Origin of the sequence: Helicobacter sp. MIT 01-3238, from assembly GCF_003364135.1 — a bacterium.
Taxonomy (GTDB): Bacteria; Campylobacterota; Campylobacteria; order Campylobacterales; family Helicobacteraceae; genus Helicobacter_B.
This window is the reverse complement of sequence record NZ_NXLN01000024.1, coordinates 17,130-37,289: the sequence shown is the minus strand read 5'-3', so window position 1 is coordinate 37,289 and position 20,160 is coordinate 17,130. Positions and strand designations below refer to the sequence as shown.

Sequence of the window (20,160 nt, the reverse complement as noted above, 5' to 3'; positions counted from 1 at the left end):
TTGCCACCCCAAAAAGAATTGATAAAGAATTGACAAAATCTTTTTCTTTAGAAAATTCTTTTAAGAGGTGGCAAAATATTACTTCATTGAAAGGAGGCGAGAAATGAAACGAATCATTTCAATCTTAGCTTTAAGTGCCTTTGTAGGCATTAGTGGTTTATCAGCTGGCGTTGATTCTAGCGAGTCCAAAGCAGTGCAAACGCTATCTAAAGCAGATAGTGAGTTCCTCTTTGGTGTAAATGCCAAGAATCTAAATGTAGAAGTTCTATCTCAAAAAGAGCTAGATGAAACAAGAGCCGAGTTTTGGCCTTTGTTTTTATATGGACTTAGCATAGGCTATATGGGTGTAGCAAATGCACCTGGACCAAATGGACCTACTTATAGTCATCCTGCACAAGTTTTTTTTGGAAATAGATGACTAATAATATCCAAAACATAGAAATGTTGCATTTTTTGGAAGCATTTGTGTATCAAACCACATATTTTCTGCTGTTTGTGCAGCCACTATGTTTTGGGTTTTTGTTTGGGAAATACACAAAATTGCGTGATATTTTTTTGTGTTTGTGCTTGATTTTTGCACAACTTTTTCTTATTGATTTTGGTTATTCTCGCTTGAGTGTTCCTACATTAAGTGCCTTGAATTATATCTGCTTTGCACTATCTTTAGGTAGTTTTGGCTATATGATGAGATTATTATACATTGTTACAAAGGCAAGGAATGTGGCAAAAAATAACACAAAATATTCTGTGGAATATTATCCAAAGGATTTTACAAAAGATTTTATGGGTATAGTCATTATTGTTGCGCTATTATTCGTGGTGGTGGTAGCAAAAATGGTGTATGATTTTATTTAGTTTTCTCAACGATTTTTTGCATACTTGAAGTCTTAAGGAATCAAAATGCTAGGCTATTTTACAAAACAAAATCGCAAAGGCTTTTGCAATGGTATTTTTGGCAAGATTTTGGTGGTGTATTTTTTTGCATTCTTTTGGCATTCTTTTGCATTGGCGGGGTATTCTTGCAACGATTTTTGGTGCAGGGACACAAAGGCTGGCTTAGGAGGATATGTAGATGCGATAGGCATAAATGGCGCAAATCCTAGCCTAACTCAAGGTGGTGCGTATTTTGCAGTGCATTTTCGCAAATGGCAAGAGTGGTTTAGCTTCGGTGGAAGTGCTGATTTTGGCTTGGGAAGTGCAAGCATAAAATCTACAAACGCCACAGATTCTGCAAGCACTATCCCAAACCTAGCAAAGTCCTCTTTGCACTTTGGTGTGAGTGGCACTCTATATGCTGGGCTAAACGCATATCAGCTAGATACGCCGATTTTTATTGATATTTTTGTAAATTTTCGCTCACATATCTACGAAGTGGACTCCAAAATGCCCTCCAATATTTTGCTATCACTTGGCACAAGCCTATCAAGCCTGCAAAATCTAAATGACACTATCGGCATAGAGTATGGAATCTCTTATGGCTACATAGTCTATGGAGAATATATTTTTAGAAATTATAGCTCCTATCGCCCAAATCCACAATTCCCCACAAATGAGCACAAAACAAATGATACTTCTTCTCGCATAAACCCAAATAGCCACGAGGTAAAAGCATTTATAGGGCTTTTTGATGCTAGAGGAGCAAAAGCATCGCTATATGGACGAATAAGTGCGATATATCATCACTTGGATTCTTCGCGTGTGGTGGCGTTTGATAATGCACCAAATGTGTATTATCCACGCTCGCAAAATATCAGCATAACACTTGAAATGGGTGTTGGATTTTAGTGATTTTGGTAGTGATTTGGCGATATTTGATAGCAATAGATTTTATAAAGATTTTACATATCTAAAAAGACAAAATCTATAAATTTTTGTTACAATGTTTGGCGTGTGTTTTGTGATTTAGCAAAACAAAACACCGCACAAAATAATAGCCAAAAGGAAGTAGAAAATGTCAGCAAAATCCCAAACCCCTGCAAATCATTCTTTGCAAACCGCATCAAAAGATTTCACACAAGATTTCACTGCAAATGCCTCACAAGATAGTGCCAAAACCTCCACTCAAACCCCTACAAAAGCTGCCTCACAAAACCAAAAATTGCCAAATATCCTAAGTGCAAAACTAAAGAGAATAATCCTTATCCGCCACGCTGATAGTATGGATAGAGAGATATTTGCCAAATCGTGCAAAACCACCAAAACTCCGCATAATGATATGCTTCGTCCGCTTACCAAAAAAGGCAAAATCCAAAGCGAAAATATCGCTAACTTTGTCCAAAATTTTTTGCACACCCAAAAAACTCCTATTTCTTGCGTGCTTACCTCTCCTGCTAAGCGCACGATACAAACGATAAAACCACTCTCAAAAGTGCTAAAAAAAGTGCCTTGTCAGCTTTGTGATTTTATCTCGCCTGATTGTGGGATAGAGGGATATGAAAAGGCGATATATGCAAATGATGAGCTAGCTCAAACGCTCGTGCTTGTGGGGCACGAACCCGATTTGGGCGAATTTGTCAAATACGCTTTGGGGGTAGCGCATTTGGACGCGCTAGAATTCCCAAAAGGTGTGATAATCGAGCTAAAGAAAAAACCAAAAGTAAAAAATCTGCAAGGTGGATTTACCCTATCGCTTTTTATCCCTCCTAAGTATTTGCCAAAATACTTAGCCTAGTTTTTGCTAGATTCTAGTCGCCACAAAGCCAACACATAGAATCCACACATAATCAGCACTTAAATCAACATTTATGGAGTTTTGCACTTTAGATATTGTCTTTTTACGACATTATCTTTTGTAGCATTATTTTTGAAATCTATGATTGTTAATTCTTTAGTGTTTTCTATCTTAGCACTGCATATTCTAAGGCCACTAATTGCCAAAATCACTAAAGTGGTTTTTATGTTTTGCTAGGCTATGTTTTTTCTATTTTTCTTTCTCTACTTCTTTGCAAGGATTGTTAAGAAATGTTAAGGTTACTAGATATTCTTGCAAATTTTGGCTATGGGTTTTCATCGCATTTTTAAATCTAGTCAATGCTTCACTACATTTTTGTGCTACTTCTTTTGAGGGGTTTTTTAGGAAGTCTAGCTCTGCTTTGTGAAATGCTTTTCTGCTTGCTCTAGTTTGTTTAGTTGTTTGCAGGACTTTTTTTAACAATCTTTGTGTCTTTTGTGTCATTTTGTCTTGTTGGCTACATTCCGCGTGCGCTTGCTCTACTTGAATAGCCAAGTCTAAAAGTGCGCTATCCTCCTCCTCAATTTCCCAAAATACTCCTACTTTTAGCTCTGTGCCATCTGCTAACAATATAGTAAAATCTTTGAGCGTTTGTATATATTCCCTCAAAGATTCATTGTAGATTTTCATTTGCTGTGCTAGCGTAGCCAATGCTTCGTTACATTTTTGCATCGCTTCTTTTGATGGGTTTTTTAGGCAGTTTATTGCTTCTTTGTGTGTCGTCATTTTTAAGTGCTTGTATTGTTGCCCGATTTGTTGGATTTTTGTAATTGCGTTTTGTAGTGTCTCATTTTGACAGCACAGCACTTCAAATCTTTTTGCTTGCCCTGCTGCTTCTACTAAATCACTCATTGCGTTATCTTCTCTAGCAAATTCCCAAAATACCTCTGCTTTTAGCTTTACGCCATTTACTCCATTTAGTAGCATTGTATATGCAACTATAAATCCCTCTTGTGAAAAATCATCATTTATTGTCATAAGAACTCCTTATTTTGATATAGATTTTGCATTATACCATATCAAAATATCACGCTATTTTGGTGTGTGAATCCCATCTAAAATGTCGCTACAAAAGCAATAAAATATTTTTGATAAACCACAGCAAAAATCAAAAATAAATAAAAAAAACCTCTAAAAACTCTCCCCAAACCACTGCGCTACATTGCTTCGTATCGTCTGCCTTAGCTGAATCCCAGCGATTATATCCTCACTCAAAGCCTTTTGAAGTAGGCTTACCGCGCCATTGCGAAATTTACTCAAGTAAGGGTGGTCTATCTGCGCCCAATCGCCCAAAAATACGATTTTGCTATCCTCGCCAAGTCTTGTGCCGATGAGCTTAATTGTCGCGTTTGAAGCGTTTTGGACTTCATCAAATATGACAAATTTTTTGCGAATGGTGATACCGCGAGCGTGGGCTATATCCACCACTTGGATATTGTGCTTTTTTAGGAAATATTCTGTGGCGTCCTCTTTGTGAATGGTGTTTACATCGCCTCGATATTCTATGTAGTTTTTCATAGAAGTTGATTGCAGGGAATCAATAGTGAAATTTATCGCACTATATAGTGGATACATAAAATACCCTAGCTTTTGCTCCTCATCGCCTTTGCGAAATCCTAGCTCGGCTTCTTTATCACTCGCTGTTACGGTGTTTCGCAGGTAAATTATCCCATCGACTATGCCCTCTTTTTGCAAGTAGATTCCTGCTTGAAGTGCGATTAGGGTTTTGCCAGAGCCTGTCGAGCCTGTGGCGATAGTAGCGATATTTTGCTTATGGACTAGCATAGCAAAAAGCATTTTTTGCTCTAGATTCATAGGTGTAATATATGGGTTTGCTTCTTTGATAAGTGCGTCTAGCTCTAGCTCCTCAAATCTCCCACTAGAGCTACTACCCACCTTTATGCCAAATCGCTTTTTACCTGTGAGGTATAGCGAACTATCGGTGTTGTCTTGCTCATCGATTTGGATAAGACTCCATTGGCTAAGGGATTTGAATTCTTTGCTTTTCTCTAGCGTGGCTATATCAGCGTCTTTGTGGAGCAAAAACTTATGCCAAAAGTCAATATCGCTCGGGTTTTCTACGCGGTCGCGAAATAGCGATTCTGCCTTGATATTTCGCGCAAGGCAACGAATCTTTAGCGAAATGTCATTTGTAAGTAAGATTAGGTTGTAGTCTTTGGCGATTTCTGCGATTCTAGCGTCATTTAGCCCGTATTCTAGGGATTTGGTTTGATAGTTTTGGCGAAAGATTATGATTAGTGGAATAGTGGTGGTTTTGGCATTTGCCCTACTTATAGAGGAGGTGGCTCGCACTTCATAGTGCACCACGCGAAAAAAATCCCCCTCCAATGGCAAAATCTTAGCAAAATCAGTTTTTGTGAGATTTTGGGATTTTGCTTTATTTGTAGTTTTTATTGGCAGATTTTGGCTAGCCAAGCCTTTGGTTGATTCTCCCTCATCGATGATATTGCGGAAAAACTCCCTAGCGAAAAATCCAACCTCGCTAGAAGTCTTTTTTTTGTCAAGCTCATCTAGGACAATGTCGCTTATAAATAGTGTGTTTTTGGCGTTTTGGTAGAGATAGATAAGGTTTTGTGGGTCATCTAGGATAACAGAAGTGTCAATAAGGTAGGATTTTTTGCTCAATTTTTGTTCCTTTTTGGTTTTATATTGTCGATTTAGTGTGCATTTAGATTTATTTTGTTACAATTCTAGCTGGCTGTAAGCTATGTGGTGTGCTACTCTATCTTAGAGCAAAATCACACAACGCTAGATTTTGCGCTAGATTTTGGTTTTGCTAAAGATTAGCCACTATCGTGTATAGAACACAAAAATTGTAACATTGTGATTCTAAAAAACTCATAAAAAGGAGACAAAATGTCGGTAACTTTTAAAGGAAGTCCTGCAAGTCTTGTAGGCAAACAACTCAAAGTCGGTGATATTGCCCCACAAATTGAGCTTGTTGATAAGGATTTGAACCATATCAAAGTCGGTGGCGCACTTGGCAAAAAGCAAATCATCAATGTTGTCCCAAGCCTTGATACGGGGATTTGCCAGATTCAGACAAAGCGATTTAACAAAGAGGCTGCTAGCTTGTCAAATGCGGTAGTGTTTGTAGTAAGTATGGATTTGCCTTTTGGTGCGGGTAGATTTTGTGCGGTAGAAAATATCGACAATATCGTTGTAGCAAGCGACTTTATGGAAAAAGCATTTGGAAAAGAGTATGGGCTTTTGCTTGCCAATACTCCACTAAAAGGGCTGCTTACTCGTGCGGTGATTGTCCTAGATGAAAAAGGAAAAGTCATCTACCAAGAAATCTGCGAGGAAATCAACAAAGAGCCAGACTACGACTCTGCCCTCCAAGCTGCAAAATCCTAATCACTAGCTTCTAAAAAAAGCATAGATTTTAGCTTTGCTAGAATCTATGCGACTTCTTTATTTTACTTTTCTACTTTATTCTGCTATTTCTTTTTTTTGCTTGTCTTTTAAATTGATTGCGTTGTTTTGTTTGTAATTGTTTTGTCTTTTTCCGTGCTGTTTTGTATAAAATCTAAATAAAACCCTACACAAATCTACACGCCCAAAATCCGTGCCGACTATCGACAAAAATCCATTTACTTTAAATTTTTGGAACACTGCTTGCTTTACTCATTTGCCAAATTCCACCGCGAAGGATGCAAATGAGTTTCAGGATAAACACGAACATTGCTGCGCTAAATGCGCACACCACAGGCGTAGAGAACAATAGATTGCTCGCAAGCTCGCTAGAGAAACTTAGCTCGGGGCTTAGAATCAACAAGGCAGCTGATGATGCTTCAGGTATGGCGATTGCCGATAGTCTGCGAAGTCAGAGCGAGAGCTTAGGACAGGCGATAAGAAATGCCAATGATGCTATCGGTATGATACAAGTAGCCGACAAAGCTATGGATGAGCAAATTAAGATTTTGGATACGATAAAGACAAAAGCTATCCAAGCAGCGCAAGATGGACAGACTTTGGAGTCTCGCCGCGCATTGCAAGCAGATATTCAGCGACTATTAGAGGAGCTAGATAATATCGCAAATACGACAAGCTTCAACGGGCAGCAAATGCTCTCTGGCTCTTTTTCTAACAAAGAATTCCAAATCGGTGCGTATTCAAATACCACAGTAAAGGCCTCTATCGGACCTACAAGCTCAGATAAGATTGGACACGTCCGTATGGAATCCTCCTCTATTCTTGGCACAGGAATGCTAGCAAGTGCTGCAGGCAAAAACCTTACCGAAGTTGCCCTAAACTTTAGAGAAGTCGATGGGCTAAATAGCTATGAGCTAGAAACTTGCAAAATCTCTACTTCTGCAGGTATGGGTGTGGGACACTTAAGCGAAATCATAAACAAATTTTCCGACACGCTTGGTATCCGCTCGGCTTATAATGTGCTAGCTACAAGCGTAGACCCTGTAATGTCTGGCACGGTAGAAAAGCTAGTCATCAATGGCACAACAATAGGAACTGTAAATGATGTCCGCAAAAACGACTCTGATGGACGACTAATAAACGCAATAAATAGTGTAAAAGAGCGCACAGGCGTGCTAGCCTACCTTGACATCACAGGACGGCTAAACCTCTCCGCACCAGATGGCAGAGCTATACAAATCCACGCAGAGGGCGATGCGGCAAATGTCTTTGGTGGTGGGGATTTCAACGGCATATCAGGGTGGAATCACGCTATCATCGGACGCTTGACACTTATCCGCACAGATGCGCGTGATATTTTGGTAAGTGGTGTAAATTATAGCCACGTGGGATTCCACTCCGCACAAGGCACAGCAGAATACACCGCAAACTTGCGTGAGCTAAGGGGAATCTTTGGCGCAAATGTCGCAAGTGCTTATGGTGCAAATGGCAATGTCGCCCAAGCGGACTTGAATTGGAAAGGTATCGGTGCGGGTGTAACCACACTAAAAGGTGCGATGCTTGTTATGGATATGGCAGATTCTGCGCGAGCGCAGCTTGACAAAATCCGCGCCGACATAGGCTCTGTCCAGCTACAATTAGTCGTAACGGTAAATAATGTATCTGTAACGCAAGTCAATGTCAAAGCGGCAGAATCTCAAATCCGTGAAGTGGATTTCGCTAGCGAATCAGCGAACTTCTCTAAACACAACATTTTGGCACAAAGCGGTAGCTTCGCTATGGCGCAAGCAAATGCGGTGCAACAAAATGTGCTTAGACTACTTCAGTAGATTTTTGATTGCATAATCTATATGCTTTGTAGGTTTTGGCTAAAATCTACAAAGCAAAACTTCTTTGACTTCTTTTTTGATTCTTTGCAAAACCTTGCATTGCTTGTGTAAAATCTTTTTTGCACTTTTTTAGCGACTCTATCAAAAACAGGCTAGAATCAACTTTGCAATGCCCCACAATATAGTTATGATAAAAAATTTCATAATGTAGAAAAATATTTGCTTTTTTGATTTAGAATACCGCTACTTTTTGCTTGTCATTGCTTTATCAAGCAGTTTGTAGCAAATAGTCGTGTTGGTTTTTTGAGTTAGATTCCACGATATGTATAAGAAACTCTCTTTTATGTTTTTGTGTATTTTTTGCACGCCTTTAGGACAATAGCATAAAGCGCACTTACCCCACACCATAGCCACAAAAACGGGTCGATACAATAATCCCACACTCCCATTTCTCCTAAAATCTTATATGCAAATAGTCCGCACACTAGCCCCACACCTAGTCGCGCACTCACAAAATATCCGACAATAGCAAATACCCACAAACTAGCCATTTGGGTAAAAGAATCTAAATGATAAAAATCAAGCCAATATAAATTTATTTGGCTAGGCAAATGATAATTTATGCTAAAGATTCCGCCCAAAAACTCCGCATACACAACCGCCCCCACCAAAAAGATAACAACCTTTGATTTTGTATCAAAAAATGGCTGAAAACTCTCTCTACGCTCCAAAATCTGCCACCCGCTCCAAATACTCATAATCACCAAAAGCACGCTAGGTGCGCCAAGCAGGGCATACACATATCCACTTACACTAAAAGAAGTAAATGGCACAAGAAGCAAGAAAAAGGCAAGTAAGATAAATAGGGCTATCCATTTTTTAGTGCATTTGCACAATGCCTTTTGTGCGATAAAAAGCACACTTGAAACAAACACAATGCTTAGTGCGATTTCATTTGCTAGCGTGTGTATCACACTCATTGCACTTCCTTTTTGTGTGATTTTGGTTTGTATGATTTTGGCAAAAGTAGTGTGCGGATATGCTCCCGCCCATAAGTGTAAGAAATATGCACAAACTCGCTATTTACCGCCACGCTAGGATATGACACCTCCTTGCCCTCTAGCTCATCAAGTCGCATTATAGGCTCAAATATCACTTCCCCCCCCCCTAAATGCTTTTCTAAATCAGCCTGTGACATATCAAAATCTTGTAACTTATATAGCCACAGCTCCTCTCTATTGTTTGCGTTTTTTGATTCTGTATTTTTCGCGCGATTGTGTAGCAAAAATACAGAATCCCCTAGCCTAAAGAGCACAGAGGAGGAATCAAAATTTTGCAAATTTGTAGATAATGTCTTGCAACTATTTTTACCCGATTTTTCACGCTCACAAAGCGAGGCTTTCATAGAATTATCTGCTCCATACCTGCGAGACACCCCAAAAGATTTGTCAAAATCAAGCGGGATAAAACTTGGCTGAAGCTGATTTCTAGGCAAATCTTTATAAAAAGGCTTTTGTGTGGAAAGCACTTCATAATCGCTATTTATCTCTAGCAGGAGCGGATATTTTTGGGCAAACTCATTATAAATAGGTAGCACAAAGCCGCCATTATCCAAAATCATAGCGGGATTTCGCACGAGATGAGAGAGATTTAGAATCGGGGATAAATGCAACTCACGCACGAAACTTAACGAAGAAAGTTCTCTATCAAATATAGCCCAATAGATTTTGGAAGTAGCCCAGCCACCCATACTCACGCCCACTACAAACAAATGCACCCTACCCTTAGCGTCAATGAAACTCACAGGATTGCCAAGTTTTTTGATAAATTTGCCCGCCATTTTGGATAAATCCTGCGGGCACAAAATCGCTCTAGGCTCACTCCAGCCTTTATTTTTTGCAAAATCTTTTTGTGGATTTTTTTGTTGATTTTCTCTCAAATGTTTTGCGCGGGATTTATCGCTAGACTTTGCATAAGGCTTTGGTGGTGAAAAAAAACTCTGATAAATACAAACATCGCTAGCCCCCTCCCTGCTTCCTGCAAAATAAAGTAGCATATTTGTTAATATGGCATTATCTTTGTCTGCTAGCTGCAGGCTTTGTATATTTACTATCGCGCTTGCGTGAGCGGATTTTGCGCTATTTGGGACATCAAAAAATATAGGCTCTTTTAGTGGCTTGTCTATGAGAAGCTGTGCTTCTCTATCAAGCACGAAGTTTGAGTGGTTTTGCTTTTTGCTAGCAAAATATTGCACAAAATCACACAAAAGAACAACTCCAAACACACCCCAAAGCGTAAAAAATATCAAATGCTTTTTGTAGTTTTGCTTTTTGTGATTTTTGATTGTGTGTTTCAACTTTTTTCCTAGTTTATAAATTTTGTGGTTTGTGGATTTTGTGCTTACAGAAAGTTTTAGAGCAATTATAGCAAGGTTTTGGATTCTTTCATTGTGAGGTTGCTCTATCATAATTGCGCTTTACAAAATCTTGCGACAAAGCCACGATATAGCCCGCTTAAATCTTTGTAAAATTCTGCGTTATAACCACTGCTTGCAAGCAGTGGGGCTAAAATCTCACGCTGGTCATACCCCATCTCGCAGGCTAAAAACTTTATCTCGCGCTTTGCACACATTGTAATTATGGATTCTAGCACTTCGCTTCCTTTTTTGCCACCAAATAGAGCGCGTTTAGGCTCATAAGCGACATTTGGAGGCAATGGATAATCATCTGCGATATAGGGCGGATTTGAAAACACTAAATCAAAATCCAAGCTAGAATCCAAAGTATTTTTTGTGCTAGATTTTGGCTTTGGGCTAGGTTTTACGCTAGAATCTAATCTTTTTTTGCTTGGCTTTGGGCTAATCATTGTGCTAGATTTTGCACTATATTCTAGCGCAAAATCACTGCCAAAATCGCTAGGTGCTACCTCATCTAAAAGCGAGGTTTGCACTAGCTTTATGCGAGAGTTTAGCCCAAAATGTGCTATGTTTTTTTGTGCTACTTGCAGGGCTTTTTGGCTTATATCTGTGGCAGTGATAAACACCTTTTTACACATTTTTGCCACACTCACGCTTAGCGCACCGCTTCCTATGCCGATTTCTGCGATATTTTTTAGATTTTCACTCTCTATGATTTCACACACTTTTTGGATAAGGATTTCGCTCTCTGGGCGCGGGATAAGCACGCGCTCATCGACATAAAATTCATCACTAAAAAAGCTAACTCTTTGTGTCAAATATTGTATCGGCTCATTTTGCACTCGCCGATGAAGCAAGCTAAAAAACGCTTCTTTTTCTTGTGTGTCTAACTCACACTCGCTATGACCGTGCAAAAACTCACGCTTCTTTTGCAACACAAACATAAGCAAAATCTCCGCTTCAAGTCGCGCTCTAGTTATGTTAGGATTTGCCAAAAGCTGCTGCGTGGCAATCTTAAGCGCGTCTTGTATATTCATACACTCTTTTTGTGTGATTTAAGATTTTGCTTCATCATCTTGCAATGATGAGCTAATCAGCTTATCAAGTGCGCAAAGTCGCTCCAAAAGTGGCGGGTGTGTATAGTGAAAAAATGTGTAAAGCGGGTGAGAGTATGGAAATGATTTGTTTTCATTGACAAGTCGTATCAAGGCTTCTTTTAGGCAATGCGGACTTGTAAGAGACGCGCCATAAAAGTCGGATTTATATTCTGCCTTTCGGCTAAAATACGCACTCACAGGCATAACCCAAAACGCAATCACAGGTGCTATAAGCAGGAGCATAACTATCGTAGTGGCACTATTATTTAGCACATTTAGCGATTCAAACAGACAAGCAGGCAAATGCCCAGCGATAAAAAACAGCCCAAAAAGTATCCCGCCAGATATAAAAAGATTGAAAATAATATCTTTGTGCTTGAAATGTCCTAGCTCGTGCCCAAGTATGGCTAGAAGTCCATCAGAGCTTACTTTGTCCAAAAGCGTGTCAAACAGCACCACGCGCTTAGAAGTCCCAAGCCCACCAAAGTAAGCATTTAGCCTATCATCTCGCCTGCTAGCATCCATAACAAATATTCCATTTGCCTTAAAACCAGCTTTTTGCATAAGCTGTTCGATTTTGCCTTGCAAATGCTCATCATTTAGTGGGGTAAAAGTATTAAACATTGGTGCGATAAGTGTGGGGTAGAGCATATTTACAAGCACAACTAGGCAAAATATAATCCCAAATCCAGCAAGCCACCAATACTCATACTCCATAACCCATAGCAAAATCCACAGCACCAAAAAACCAAACACAACAATAAGTGCAAAGGTTTTGATAACATCAGTGGTAAAAATCGCTTTATTGGCGTTTGAAAAGCCGTATTTTTTATCTAGTATAAGTTCTTTATAGGCTTTGAAAGGCAGGTTTAGCACCCAAGAAATCAGCAAAAATCCAAGCACAAAAACGATAAATCCAAGTCCTGATTCTTCTATCAATATTTCTTGCCATAGCTTTAGTCCCACACACACCCACAGAGCAAAAACAATCGTATCATAAATGGTATTGAAAATAGATAGTTTGAGGTTGTCTATGGCGTATTTTGCAGAGATAGCATAATCTTTTGGAGGGAGAATTACAGCAGGAGATTTTGCGTGCGCTTTTATGTGTCGTATCTGTGCTATGTCGATTATCATACTTGGCAGTGTCAAAAGCACGATATATGCAAGGCAAAACAAAAGCATTTAGATTCCTTTATTTACTCTAAAATCAGCTGTTTAGTAATGTTGCTAAAAATTTTAAGTTGGTATTGTAAAGCAGAAATATAAATCTAAAAATAATGAGTTTGTAAGGATTTGACATAGTTTGCAAGGATTTTATAAGCTGCTTTTGTATAAGATTACGCCAAATGTTTGGCAAAAGGGCGGTGTCAATGAAAAAAACAAAATATATCTTTGTAACAGGTGGCGTGCTTAGCTCTCTTGGCAAGGGGATTTCCTCCTCCTCCATTGCGACACTGCTAAAGCAGAGTGGCTACCAAGTCGAAGTGCTAAAAATCGACCCCTATATCAATATCGACCCAGGGACTATGAGCCCACTAGAGCACGGAGAAGTGTTTGTAACCGCAGATGGTGGCGAGACGGATTTAGACATTGGACATTATGAGCGGTTTTTGAATACAAGCCTAAAAAAACAAAACAACTTCACCACAGGGCAAGTCTATCTATCTGTCATAGAAAACGAGCGACAAGGTAAATATCTTGGCAAAACAATCCAAATCGTCCCTCACATAGTCGATGAAATCAAAGCCAGAATCAAAGCCGTAGGAGAGGGAAATGATTTTCTCGTAGTCGAGCTAGGAGGCACGGTAGGCGATATGGAGGGGATGCCATTTTTGGAAGCGATACGACAAATACGACACGAGCTAGAATCAAACCAAGTGCTAAATATCCATGTAACGCTTATCCCGCTACTTCGCGCTGCAGGCGAGCTAAAAACAAAGCCTAGTCAGCACTCTGTCCAAGAACTCCGCAGAATCGGCATATCTCCACAAATCATCATAGCCCGCACCGAAAAACCACTTAGCAGAGAGCTAAAGCGCAAGCTCGCTTTGAGCTGTGATGTGGCAAATGATAGCGTGATAGAAGCACTTGATTCTGCAAGCATCTATCAATGCCCACTGAACTACTTAAAAGAGGGGATTTTAGTGCCGATTGCACGAGCATTTGGGATAAAGCAAATCAAGCCAGATATGCTTGAGTGGGATAGCCTAGTCAAAAAAATCCTATCCCCAAAAGATGAAGTCAAAATCGCTTTTGTCGGCAAGTATTTGGATTTGAAAGAATCCTATAAATCACTCACAGAAGCACTCATACACGCGGGGGCAAATATCGATGTGCGAGTAAATATCAAGTGGATAGATAGCCAAAATCTAGATTCTAACAATGTGCTTGAAGATGTCGATGGAGTGCTTATCCCGGGTGGATTTGGCTCGCGTGGGATAGAGGGCAAAATCCGTGCGATAACTTATGCGCGAACGCAAAAAGTGCCTTTTCTTGGAATCTGTCTAGGAATGCAGCTTGCCATTATTGAGTTTGCTCGCAATGTGCTAGGGATAAAAGAAGCAGATTCTAGCGAGTTTGATTCACGATGCAAAGAACCTTTTATCTACTTGATAGAGGACTTTATAGACCAGCAAGGAGTAAGCCAAATCCGCACACATACTTCGCCTATGGGCGGGACGATGAGGCTTGGCGAGTATGAATGCAACCTCACACAAGGAAGCACGATAGCCAAAGCCTACAATGGCGCAAAATCCATAAAAGAGCGACATCGCCACCGCTATGAAGCAAACCCTAAATACAAAAAAATGCTAGAATCTAGCGGGCTACTAATCAGTGGCGAATCCTCAAGCGGACTTATCGAAGTGGTAGAGCTACAAGAGCATCCCTTTTTTGTGGGCGTGCAATTCCACCCAGAATTTACCTCTCATCTCCAAGCACCAAATCCTATTATTTTGGAATTTGTCAAAAAAGCAATGGAATCCAAAAGATAGATTTCGCTACTATGATTTGGGCTATATAAGTGAAATATCTTTTTTTAGTGCTGTGCTTTGGTTTTAGTGCGTGCCTATTAGCAAAGCCAAGTGATAAAATCACAGCACTTACACCAAAGGCAAAGCGTGATTTTGACATTTCACAAATCGGGCAAATCTATGCAAATGGTGCTATTTATACTATACGGTTAAGCAAAATAAAGACACAAAAGACAGCCCCAAAAAGCTATAAGATTTTTTATATATTAGATGGCAATGGACATCTACCAATCGCGCTTAACGCACTCTCTAAAGCAGGATTTTTGTATGAGGGGTTGGAATCTGTGCTGATTGTCAGCATAGGCTATGGAGGCGAGTATGAGCAAGTGGCTTTTCCTGCTTTGAGGAAGCGCGACTACACGCCAAAATATAAATTGGATTGTGATGATGGTGGTAATTTTTGTGGTAGTAGTTTTATGGGCACTGATTTTAGTGATGATGATTCTTTGGGTGGTGGGGCGGATAAGTTTTTGCAAACTTTGCAAAATGATATTATCCCCTTTACGCGCTCATTTGTGCAAGAAAGATTGGGGGCGGAACTACAAGCAAAATCTGGTATTTTTGGGCATAGTTTTGGTGGGCTTTTTGTGCTGTATGCGCTTAGCAACTCTAGTGGAAACTTTAGTCATTTCTATGCAGTATCGCCTTCACTTTGGTGGGGAGGTGGCGAATTTATCGATATTGATTTTAGCAATATTAAGGGTGATTGTGCAACTTTGTGGATTATGCAAGATGAAATAAGCCAAGTAAGTGAGGTAAGTAAAGAAAGTGAGGTAAAAATCCGCACAGCAAAAATAAACTCCAAAGAATTAGCACACCTCATAGAATCACAAAACAACATAACAACTATATATAAAGCGTTTTATGGACATACGCACGGCTCTGTGGTTGCCCCAGCATTTTTGCAAGCCATAAGTGATTTTGCAAAAAGTGATTTTTAGTGGTTGTGGCTACAAAAATATGTGGCAGAGAATCTAAACTTGCCATAACAAGTAAAAGGCGTGGAAAAATTGCGCTTTTGTATTGTATTTAAACGAATGAGAGCAAAAAAAATTTATATATGATTTTTTAGCGGATTTTGACTAAAATCTATACGCAAGGCTTAGGTATTGCTCAAAACTAGGCATTACGCCTGCTACAAACTCTAGACCTCCGTTATTGATACTATGCAAGATAGAAAAATGCAAACCCAACCTAGAGCCGATTTCTATTGAAAAATGCTCCTTTATGTCAAAAATCACTCCAAGCCTTGTGCCAATCCCTATAAAAAATATATGAATGAAATCTTGTGCTTCTCCAGCAGGAATGGAGGTAGTTTGCCAACTTCCTTGAGTGCCTCCAATCATACAATAATTCCAACCCCATAAAGCACCGTTAGGCACGCATTGTCGGCTTACATTATATTTCTCATATCTTTCACTCATTATTATATAAGAGAAGCTATTATAAAATCCTAGCACTCCCCTAGCAGATGAATTACCAAGTCGCGGTATCCAATCAATCCCTACATTATGGGTAATATTGTGTATGTCTACTATTACTTCTGTATTATATCCATCATAGTAGCCGCCATAGTAGTCGTATATATATGCTGTATCACTACTGCGTCCATACCCATAGCCTAGTGAAAAATATGTCCTCCAGCGATTTGCTCCACTGCCAAAAAGATAGCCTGCTTCAAGTGTGCTACCATATCCTGCGTTAAAGTGATACATGTATCGTGTCGTGGATATATCAGCATAAATAAATATCACTTCAACCTTTGGTGCAAGTGCGATAAACCAGCCGTTTCTGTCGTTTGTGTTTGTGTAGATTGAGGGTTGTGGGGACTGAGTGTGTCTTAGTCGTCTTGATTCTTGTGAAGTGTTTGTAGCACCTGATAGTGCTGTGGATTCATCTTTGTAGAATTCTCTTTGTTGTCTTTTTGCTTCTCTTAGCTCTCTTTTTTGTGCTTGCTTTGCTTCGCGCTTATCTTTAGCTTCTCTGTCTTTTCTTTGCTTTTCCTCTTTGGCTTTGGTTTGCTTTTGTGCTTTTATCTCTTTGTTTTGTGCTTCTCTTTGGATTTTGGCTTCTAGACTTTGTCGCTGTTTTTCTAGCTTTTGCAATCTCTCGTCCAAATAGCTATCAGCTACACCAAAAGATACACTAAATAAAAATATGCTTACAAGAGAGATTTTGCACTTTTTTAAGCGAGTATTGCCCCCCCCCCCCCGCACAATTTAGATTTTGTAAGAAGTTTTTAGACAACATAAATATCCTTTACTTGGTTTTGTGTTAGTTTTTTTGTGTGAATTTTCTGCGTGATTTTGTATTTATTTGATTTTTATATACAAAAACAGCTTAGCAAAATACCAAAATCTAGATTCCACCCCCCTCTACCAATTTAATTCAATCTAATCAAGCCTAAATCAAATTCAGCCAAAATCTAAGTTGACCTATTTTGCCTCGCCTTTTCGCTTTACTTCCGCGCTTATGTGCTTCATCTTTGAATTTTAGCCTTTTTTGATTCTGGTGGTTTTGGCATTTGCTATTGTTTAGGCTAGCCTTTGCGTTTTTCTATGATTTCTTTTGCGGTGTTGTTTGGCACTTCGCCATAGTGGTCAAACTCCATACTATAAGTTCCGCGCCCCTGTGTAGCCGAGCGCAAATCTGTGGAGTAGCCAAACATTTCAGCCAATGGCACAAAAGCGTTTACTATTTTTAAGCCCATTCTGTCGTCCATCGAGTTGATTTGCCCTCTTCTGCGGTTTAGGTCGCCTATGACATCTCCCATATATTCCTCTGGGACTTCCACTTCGACTTTCATCAGTGGCTCTAGCAAGACTGCGTTTGCCTTGCGACAAGCGTCTTTAAACGCCATAGAACCTGCAATTTTAAACGCCATTTCGCTAGAATCCACCTCGTGGTAGCTTCCGTCATAAAGCGTTACTTTGCAATCCACCACAGGATAGCCTGCTAGCACACCACTTTGCATTGCTTCTTGTATACCTTTATCCACAGCTGGGATATACTCTTTGGGGATTACGCCACCGCTGATTTCATTGACAAACTCATATCCCGTGCCTGCTTCTTTTGGCTCTAGCTTGATATGGACATGTCCATATTGTCCGCGCCCGCCCGATTGCTTGGCGTATTTGCACTCTTGGGTAACCTCCGTGCGAATCGTCTCTCTATACGCTACTTGTGGCTGCCCCACTTCAGCTTCTACTCTAAATTCTCGCTTTAGTCTATCTACGATGATTTCTAGGTGTAGCTCGCCCATACCACCGATGAGGGTTTGCCCTGTTTCTTCTTGAGTGCTGACACGGAAGCTTGGGTCTTCTTCAGCTAGCTTGCCTAGTGCGACTGCCATTTTTTCTTGGTCGGCTTTTGTTTTTGGCTCTACGGCGATATGAATCACAGGCTCTGGGAATTCCATCCGCTCCAAAATCACAGGTCGCTTCTCATCGCATAGCGTATCGCCCGTAAGCGTGTCTTTTAACCCGACAAAAGCACAGATTTCGCCTGCATAGACTTCTTTTATATCCTCACGCTTATTGGAGTGCATTTTTAGCAATCGCCCCACGCGCTCTTTTTTGCCCTTAGTGGAGTTTAGCACATAGCTACCTGATTCTAGTTTGCCTCGATATGCGCGCACAAAAGTGAGCTGCCCCACAAACGGGTCGGTCATAATCTTAAAAGCAAGCCCTGCGAACTCGCCATCATCGCTAGATTCTACAAAAATCTCGGCATCATCGTTTTGTGGGTCTATGCCTTTTATATTGGTTACCTCTGTGGGGGCGGGGAGAAAATCCACCACCGCGTCAAGCAAAGTTTGCACGCCTTTGTTTTTAAAACTAGAGCCACAAAGCATAGGTATAAGACTCATAGAGTGGCAACCTAGCTTGATTCCTAGCTTTATCTCATCTATGCTTAGCTCCTCGCCACCTAAATATTTTTCCATAAGTGCTTCATCTTGCTCGGCAGCGGCTTCAATGAGTTTTTCTCGGTAAGAGTTTGCTTTTTCTTGTAAATCAGCGGGAATCTCCTCAATGTCATATTTTGCACCCATTGTTTCATCATTCCACACGATTGCTTTCATAGCGATTAAATCTATAACACCCCTAAAGTTTTCCTCCGCACCGATTGGGATATTGATAGGCACAGGATTTGCCTTTAGACGCTCTTTGATTTGGGATTCTACGCTATAAAAATTCGCACCGATTCTATCCATTTTGTTTACAAATACAAGTCGTGGGACGCCGTATTTATTTGCCTGTCGCCACACGGTTTCACTCTGTGGCTGCACGCCACCCACCGAGCAAAACACAGCCACTGCCCCATCAAGCACGCGCATAGAACGCTCAACTTCAATAGTGAAATCTACGTGTCCGGGAGTGTCGATGAGATTTACTTGGCAGTCTTTCCAAAAGCAAGTAGTTGCCGCAGAAGTGATAGTAATCCCCCGCTCTTTTTCTTGCTCCATCCAGTCCATTGTGGCGGCACCGTCGTGGACTTCGCCGATTTTGTGGCTAACACCTGTATAAAATAAAATTCTCTCGCTTGTAGTTGTTTTCCCAGCGTCAATGTGGGCTGCAATACCGATATTGCGGATTTTGTTTAGTGGGGTTTTTCTCGCCATTTGTTATTCCTTTTTGTGGCTTGTAAGCCTTGTGGCTACCAGCGATAGTGAGCAAACGCTTTGTTTGCTTCTGCCATTTTATGCACATCTTCTTTTTTCTTAAATGCTGCGCCTTTATCGCTTGCTGCGTCCATTAGCTCATTTGCTAGCCTATCTACCATTGTGCGTTCGTTTCTTTTGCGAGTGGCTTCCAAAATCCAACGAATGCAAAGCGACTGCTGTCGCACAGGTCGCACTTCTACGGGGACTTGATAAGTCGCGCCACCTACGCGTCTAGAGCGCACCTCTACAAGTGGTTTTACCCTCTCTAGGGCTTTTTCAAAGATTTCGATACCTTTTTCACCACTTTTTTCCTCTATCTTTGCAAACGCAGCGTAGATGATTTTCTCTGCTACACTTTTTTTGCCATCATACATCATTTTATTGACAAACTTAGTAACGACTTTGTTGTCATAAATTGGGTCGCCTAGAATCTCTCTACTAGGTGCTTTTCTTCGTCTCATCTAAATTCTCCTTACAAAAGTGATTTAAAGTGATTTTATGTTTTTGGAGTGATTGTGCTTGGTTGGCATAAGCTATTTTTTATCAGCCCCACCTGCTTTTGCTTTTTTCGCACCATATTTGGAGCGAGATACGCTTCGTTTTGCCACGCCTGCGGTATCAAGCGCACCACGCACGATATGATATTTCACACCGGGCAAGTCCTTTACCCGTCCGCCACGCACTAGCACGATAGAGTGCTCTTGGAGATTGTGTCCTTCGCCCGGAATATAGCTAATGACTTCAAATTTACTTGTCAAGCGCACTTTTGCGACTTTACGCAAAGCGGAGTTTGGCTTTTTGGGCGTGGTCGTATATACACGCGTGCATACTCCTCTGCGCTGTGGGCACTCTACCAATGCTGGCGACTTTGTCTTTTTGATTACTTTTTTTCGCTCTTTGCGAATTAGTTGGTTAATGGTTGGCAATGTTTGTCCTTTCGTTTAAATTTGCTACCAAGATTAAACCCAAGATTTTACAACATTTAATCTTTGT

The 20,160-nt window shown here is 40.4% G+C and carries 19 protein-coding genes; 8 read left to right on the top strand and 11 right to left on the bottom strand.

What is annotated here, in order from left to right; genetic code table 11:
• The first annotated feature begins 103 nt into the window (after window positions 1-103).
• The 4 genes from CQA40_RS08535 to CQA40_RS08520 all read left to right on the top strand — a co-directional run bounded on the left by CQA40_RS08535 (window position 104) and on the right by CQA40_RS08520 (window position 2,671).
• The gene (locus CQA40_RS08535; protein WP_115520436.1) at window positions 104-418 is read left to right on the top strand and encodes a hypothetical protein; all 315 of its coding nucleotides are present in this window, start codon (window positions 104-106) and stop codon (window positions 416-418) included.
• Window positions 415-855, top strand: coding sequence for a hypothetical protein (locus CQA40_RS08530; RefSeq protein WP_115520435.1), 441 nt, complete (start codon window positions 415-417; stop codon window positions 853-855). Before CQA40_RS08535 ends, CQA40_RS08530 begins: the two co-directional genes overlap by 4 nt.
• Window positions 856-900: 45 nt before the next feature.
• Window positions 901-1,785, top strand: a complete 885-nt coding sequence (locus CQA40_RS08525; RefSeq protein WP_115520434.1) for a hypothetical protein — start codon at window positions 901-903, stop codon at window positions 1,783-1,785.
• A 166-nt stretch (window positions 1,786-1,951) separates the two neighbouring features.
• Window positions 1,952-2,671 (top strand): histidine phosphatase family protein, encoded by a 720-nt coding sequence (locus tag CQA40_RS08520; RefSeq protein ID WP_115520433.1) that lies wholly within the window; start codon window positions 1,952-1,954, stop codon window positions 2,669-2,671.
• Between the two features lie 249 nt (window positions 2,672-2,920).
• On the opposite strand, the gene CQA40_RS08515 is transcribed toward CQA40_RS08520, so the two are convergent.
• Window positions 2,921-3,709: a hypothetical protein gene (locus CQA40_RS08515; protein ID WP_115520432.1), complete on the bottom strand. Its 789-nt coding sequence runs from the start codon at window positions 3,707-3,709 to the stop codon at window positions 2,921-2,923.
• A gap of 153 nt (window positions 3,710-3,862) precedes the next feature.
• Window positions 3,863-5,377 carry a PhoH family protein gene (locus CQA40_RS08510; protein WP_115520431.1) on the bottom strand — a complete coding sequence of 505 codons (1,515 nt, stop codon included), beginning with the start codon at window positions 5,375-5,377 and terminating at the stop codon, window positions 3,863-3,865.
• Window positions 5,378-5,608: 231 nt separating this feature from the next.
• Here CQA40_RS08510 and tpx point away from each other — a divergent pair, with 231 nt between their 5' ends.
• On the top strand, window positions 5,609-6,109 hold the full coding sequence (gene tpx, locus CQA40_RS08505; RefSeq protein WP_023928665.1) for a thiol peroxidase: 501 nt from the start codon (window positions 5,609-5,611) through the stop codon (window positions 6,107-6,109).
• Between the two features lie 75 nt (window positions 6,110-6,184).
• Here the strand turns inward: tpx and CQA40_RS08500 are convergent, their stop codons facing one another.
• A complete protein-coding gene (locus CQA40_RS08500; protein WP_115520430.1) occupies window positions 6,185-6,367 on the bottom strand; it encodes a hypothetical protein in 183 nt (60 codons plus the stop codon).
• A gap of 44 nt (window positions 6,368-6,411) precedes the next feature.
• On the opposite strand from CQA40_RS08500, the gene CQA40_RS08495 reads away from it, so the two are divergent.
• The gene (locus CQA40_RS08495; RefSeq protein ID WP_023928664.1) at window positions 6,412-7,956 is read left to right on the top strand and encodes a flagellin B; all 1,545 of its coding nucleotides are present in this window, start codon (window positions 6,412-6,414) and stop codon (window positions 7,954-7,956) included.
• Between the two features lie 341 nt (window positions 7,957-8,297).
• On the opposite strand, the gene CQA40_RS08490 is transcribed toward CQA40_RS08495, so the two are convergent.
• The 4 genes from CQA40_RS08490 to CQA40_RS08475 form a co-directional block, all read right to left on the bottom strand.
• A complete protein-coding gene (locus tag CQA40_RS08490) occupies window positions 8,298-8,936 on the bottom strand; it encodes a hypothetical protein (protein ID WP_115520429.1) in 639 nt (212 codons plus the stop codon).
• The gene (locus CQA40_RS08485) at window positions 8,933-10,312 is read right to left on the bottom strand and encodes a sialidase family protein (protein WP_181882897.1); all 1,380 of its coding nucleotides are present in this window, start codon (window positions 10,310-10,312) and stop codon (window positions 8,933-8,935) included. Before CQA40_RS08485 ends, CQA40_RS08490 begins: the two co-directional genes overlap by 4 nt.
• A gap of 107 nt (window positions 10,313-10,419) precedes the next feature.
• Window positions 10,420-11,409: a HemK/PrmC family methyltransferase gene (locus CQA40_RS08480; RefSeq protein WP_115520427.1), complete on the bottom strand. Its 990-nt coding sequence runs from the start codon at window positions 11,407-11,409 to the stop codon at window positions 10,420-10,422.
• A gap of 18 nt (window positions 11,410-11,427) precedes the next feature.
• Complete coding sequence (locus CQA40_RS08475; RefSeq protein WP_115520426.1) at window positions 11,428-12,654, bottom strand: M48 family metallopeptidase; 1,227 nt, start codon at window positions 12,652-12,654, stop codon at window positions 11,428-11,430.
• Window positions 12,655-12,842: 188 nt separating this feature from the next.
• On the opposite strand from CQA40_RS08475, the gene CQA40_RS08470 reads away from it, so the two are divergent.
• Together CQA40_RS08470 and CQA40_RS08465 are read left to right on the top strand one after the other, a co-directional pair.
• Complete coding sequence (locus tag CQA40_RS08470) at window positions 12,843-14,465, top strand: CTP synthase (RefSeq protein ID WP_115520425.1); 1,623 nt, start codon at window positions 12,843-12,845, stop codon at window positions 14,463-14,465.
• Between the two features lie 29 nt (window positions 14,466-14,494).
• Window positions 14,495-15,445: an alpha/beta hydrolase gene (locus CQA40_RS08465; RefSeq protein WP_115520424.1), complete on the top strand. Its 951-nt coding sequence runs from the start codon at window positions 14,495-14,497 to the stop codon at window positions 15,443-15,445.
• 141 nt (window positions 15,446-15,586) lie between these two features.
• Here the strand turns inward: CQA40_RS08465 and CQA40_RS08460 are convergent, their stop codons facing one another.
• The 4 genes from CQA40_RS08460 to rpsL form a co-directional block, all read right to left on the bottom strand.
• Complete coding sequence (locus CQA40_RS08460; RefSeq protein WP_147290188.1) at window positions 15,587-16,609, bottom strand: hypothetical protein; 1,023 nt, start codon at window positions 16,607-16,609, stop codon at window positions 15,587-15,589.
• Between the two features lie 434 nt (window positions 16,610-17,043).
• Complete coding sequence (gene fusA / locus CQA40_RS08455) at window positions 17,044-19,125, bottom strand: elongation factor G (protein ID WP_115520422.1); 2,082 nt, start codon at window positions 19,123-19,125, stop codon at window positions 17,044-17,046.
• Window positions 19,126-19,160: 35 nt separating this feature from the next.
• Window positions 19,161-19,628 (bottom strand): 30S ribosomal protein S7, encoded by a 468-nt coding sequence (rpsG, locus tag CQA40_RS08450; protein ID WP_023928651.1) that lies wholly within the window; start codon window positions 19,626-19,628, stop codon window positions 19,161-19,163.
• Between the two features lie 72 nt (window positions 19,629-19,700).
• A complete protein-coding gene (gene rpsL, locus CQA40_RS08445; protein ID WP_023928650.1) occupies window positions 19,701-20,093 on the bottom strand; it encodes a 30S ribosomal protein S12 in 393 nt (130 codons plus the stop codon).
• Between the last annotated feature and the right edge of the window lie 67 nt (window positions 20,094-20,160).

Coding starts and splice junctions, on each gene's coding strand:
- CQA40_RS08535 (WP_115520436.1), top strand. CDS start 104: ATGAAACGAATCATTTCAATCTTAGCTTTAAGTGCCTTTGTAGGCATT.
- CQA40_RS08530 (WP_115520435.1), top strand. CDS start 415: ATGACTAATAATATCCAAAACATAGAAATGTTGCATTTTTTGGAAGCA.
- CQA40_RS08525 (WP_115520434.1), top strand. CDS start 901: ATGCTAGGCTATTTTACAAAACAAAATCGCAAAGGCTTTTGCAATGGT.
- CQA40_RS08520 (WP_115520433.1), top strand. CDS start 1,952: ATGTCAGCAAAATCCCAAACCCCTGCAAATCATTCTTTGCAAACCGCA.
- CQA40_RS08515 (WP_115520432.1), bottom strand. CDS start 3,709: ATGACAATAAATGATGATTTTTCACAAGAGGGATTTATAGTTGCATAT.
- tpx (WP_023928665.1), top strand. CDS start 5,609: ATGTCGGTAACTTTTAAAGGAAGTCCTGCAAGTCTTGTAGGCAAACAA.
- CQA40_RS08495 (WP_023928664.1), top strand. CDS start 6,412: ATGAGTTTCAGGATAAACACGAACATTGCTGCGCTAAATGCGCACACC.
- CQA40_RS08490 (WP_115520429.1), bottom strand. CDS start 8,936: ATGAGTGTGATACACACGCTAGCAAATGAAATCGCACTAAGCATTGTG.
- CQA40_RS08480 (WP_115520427.1), bottom strand. CDS start 11,409: ATGAATATACAAGACGCGCTTAAGATTGCCACGCAGCAGCTTTTGGCA.
- CQA40_RS08475 (WP_115520426.1), bottom strand. CDS start 12,654: ATGCTTTTGTTTTGCCTTGCATATATCGTGCTTTTGACACTGCCAAGT.
- CQA40_RS08470 (WP_115520425.1), top strand. CDS start 12,843: ATGAAAAAAACAAAATATATCTTTGTAACAGGTGGCGTGCTTAGCTCT.
- fusA (WP_115520422.1), bottom strand. CDS start 19,125: ATGGCGAGAAAAACCCCACTAAACAAAATCCGCAATATCGGTATTGCA.
- rpsG (WP_023928651.1), bottom strand. CDS start 19,628: ATGAGACGAAGAAAAGCACCTAGTAGAGAGATTCTAGGCGACCCAATT.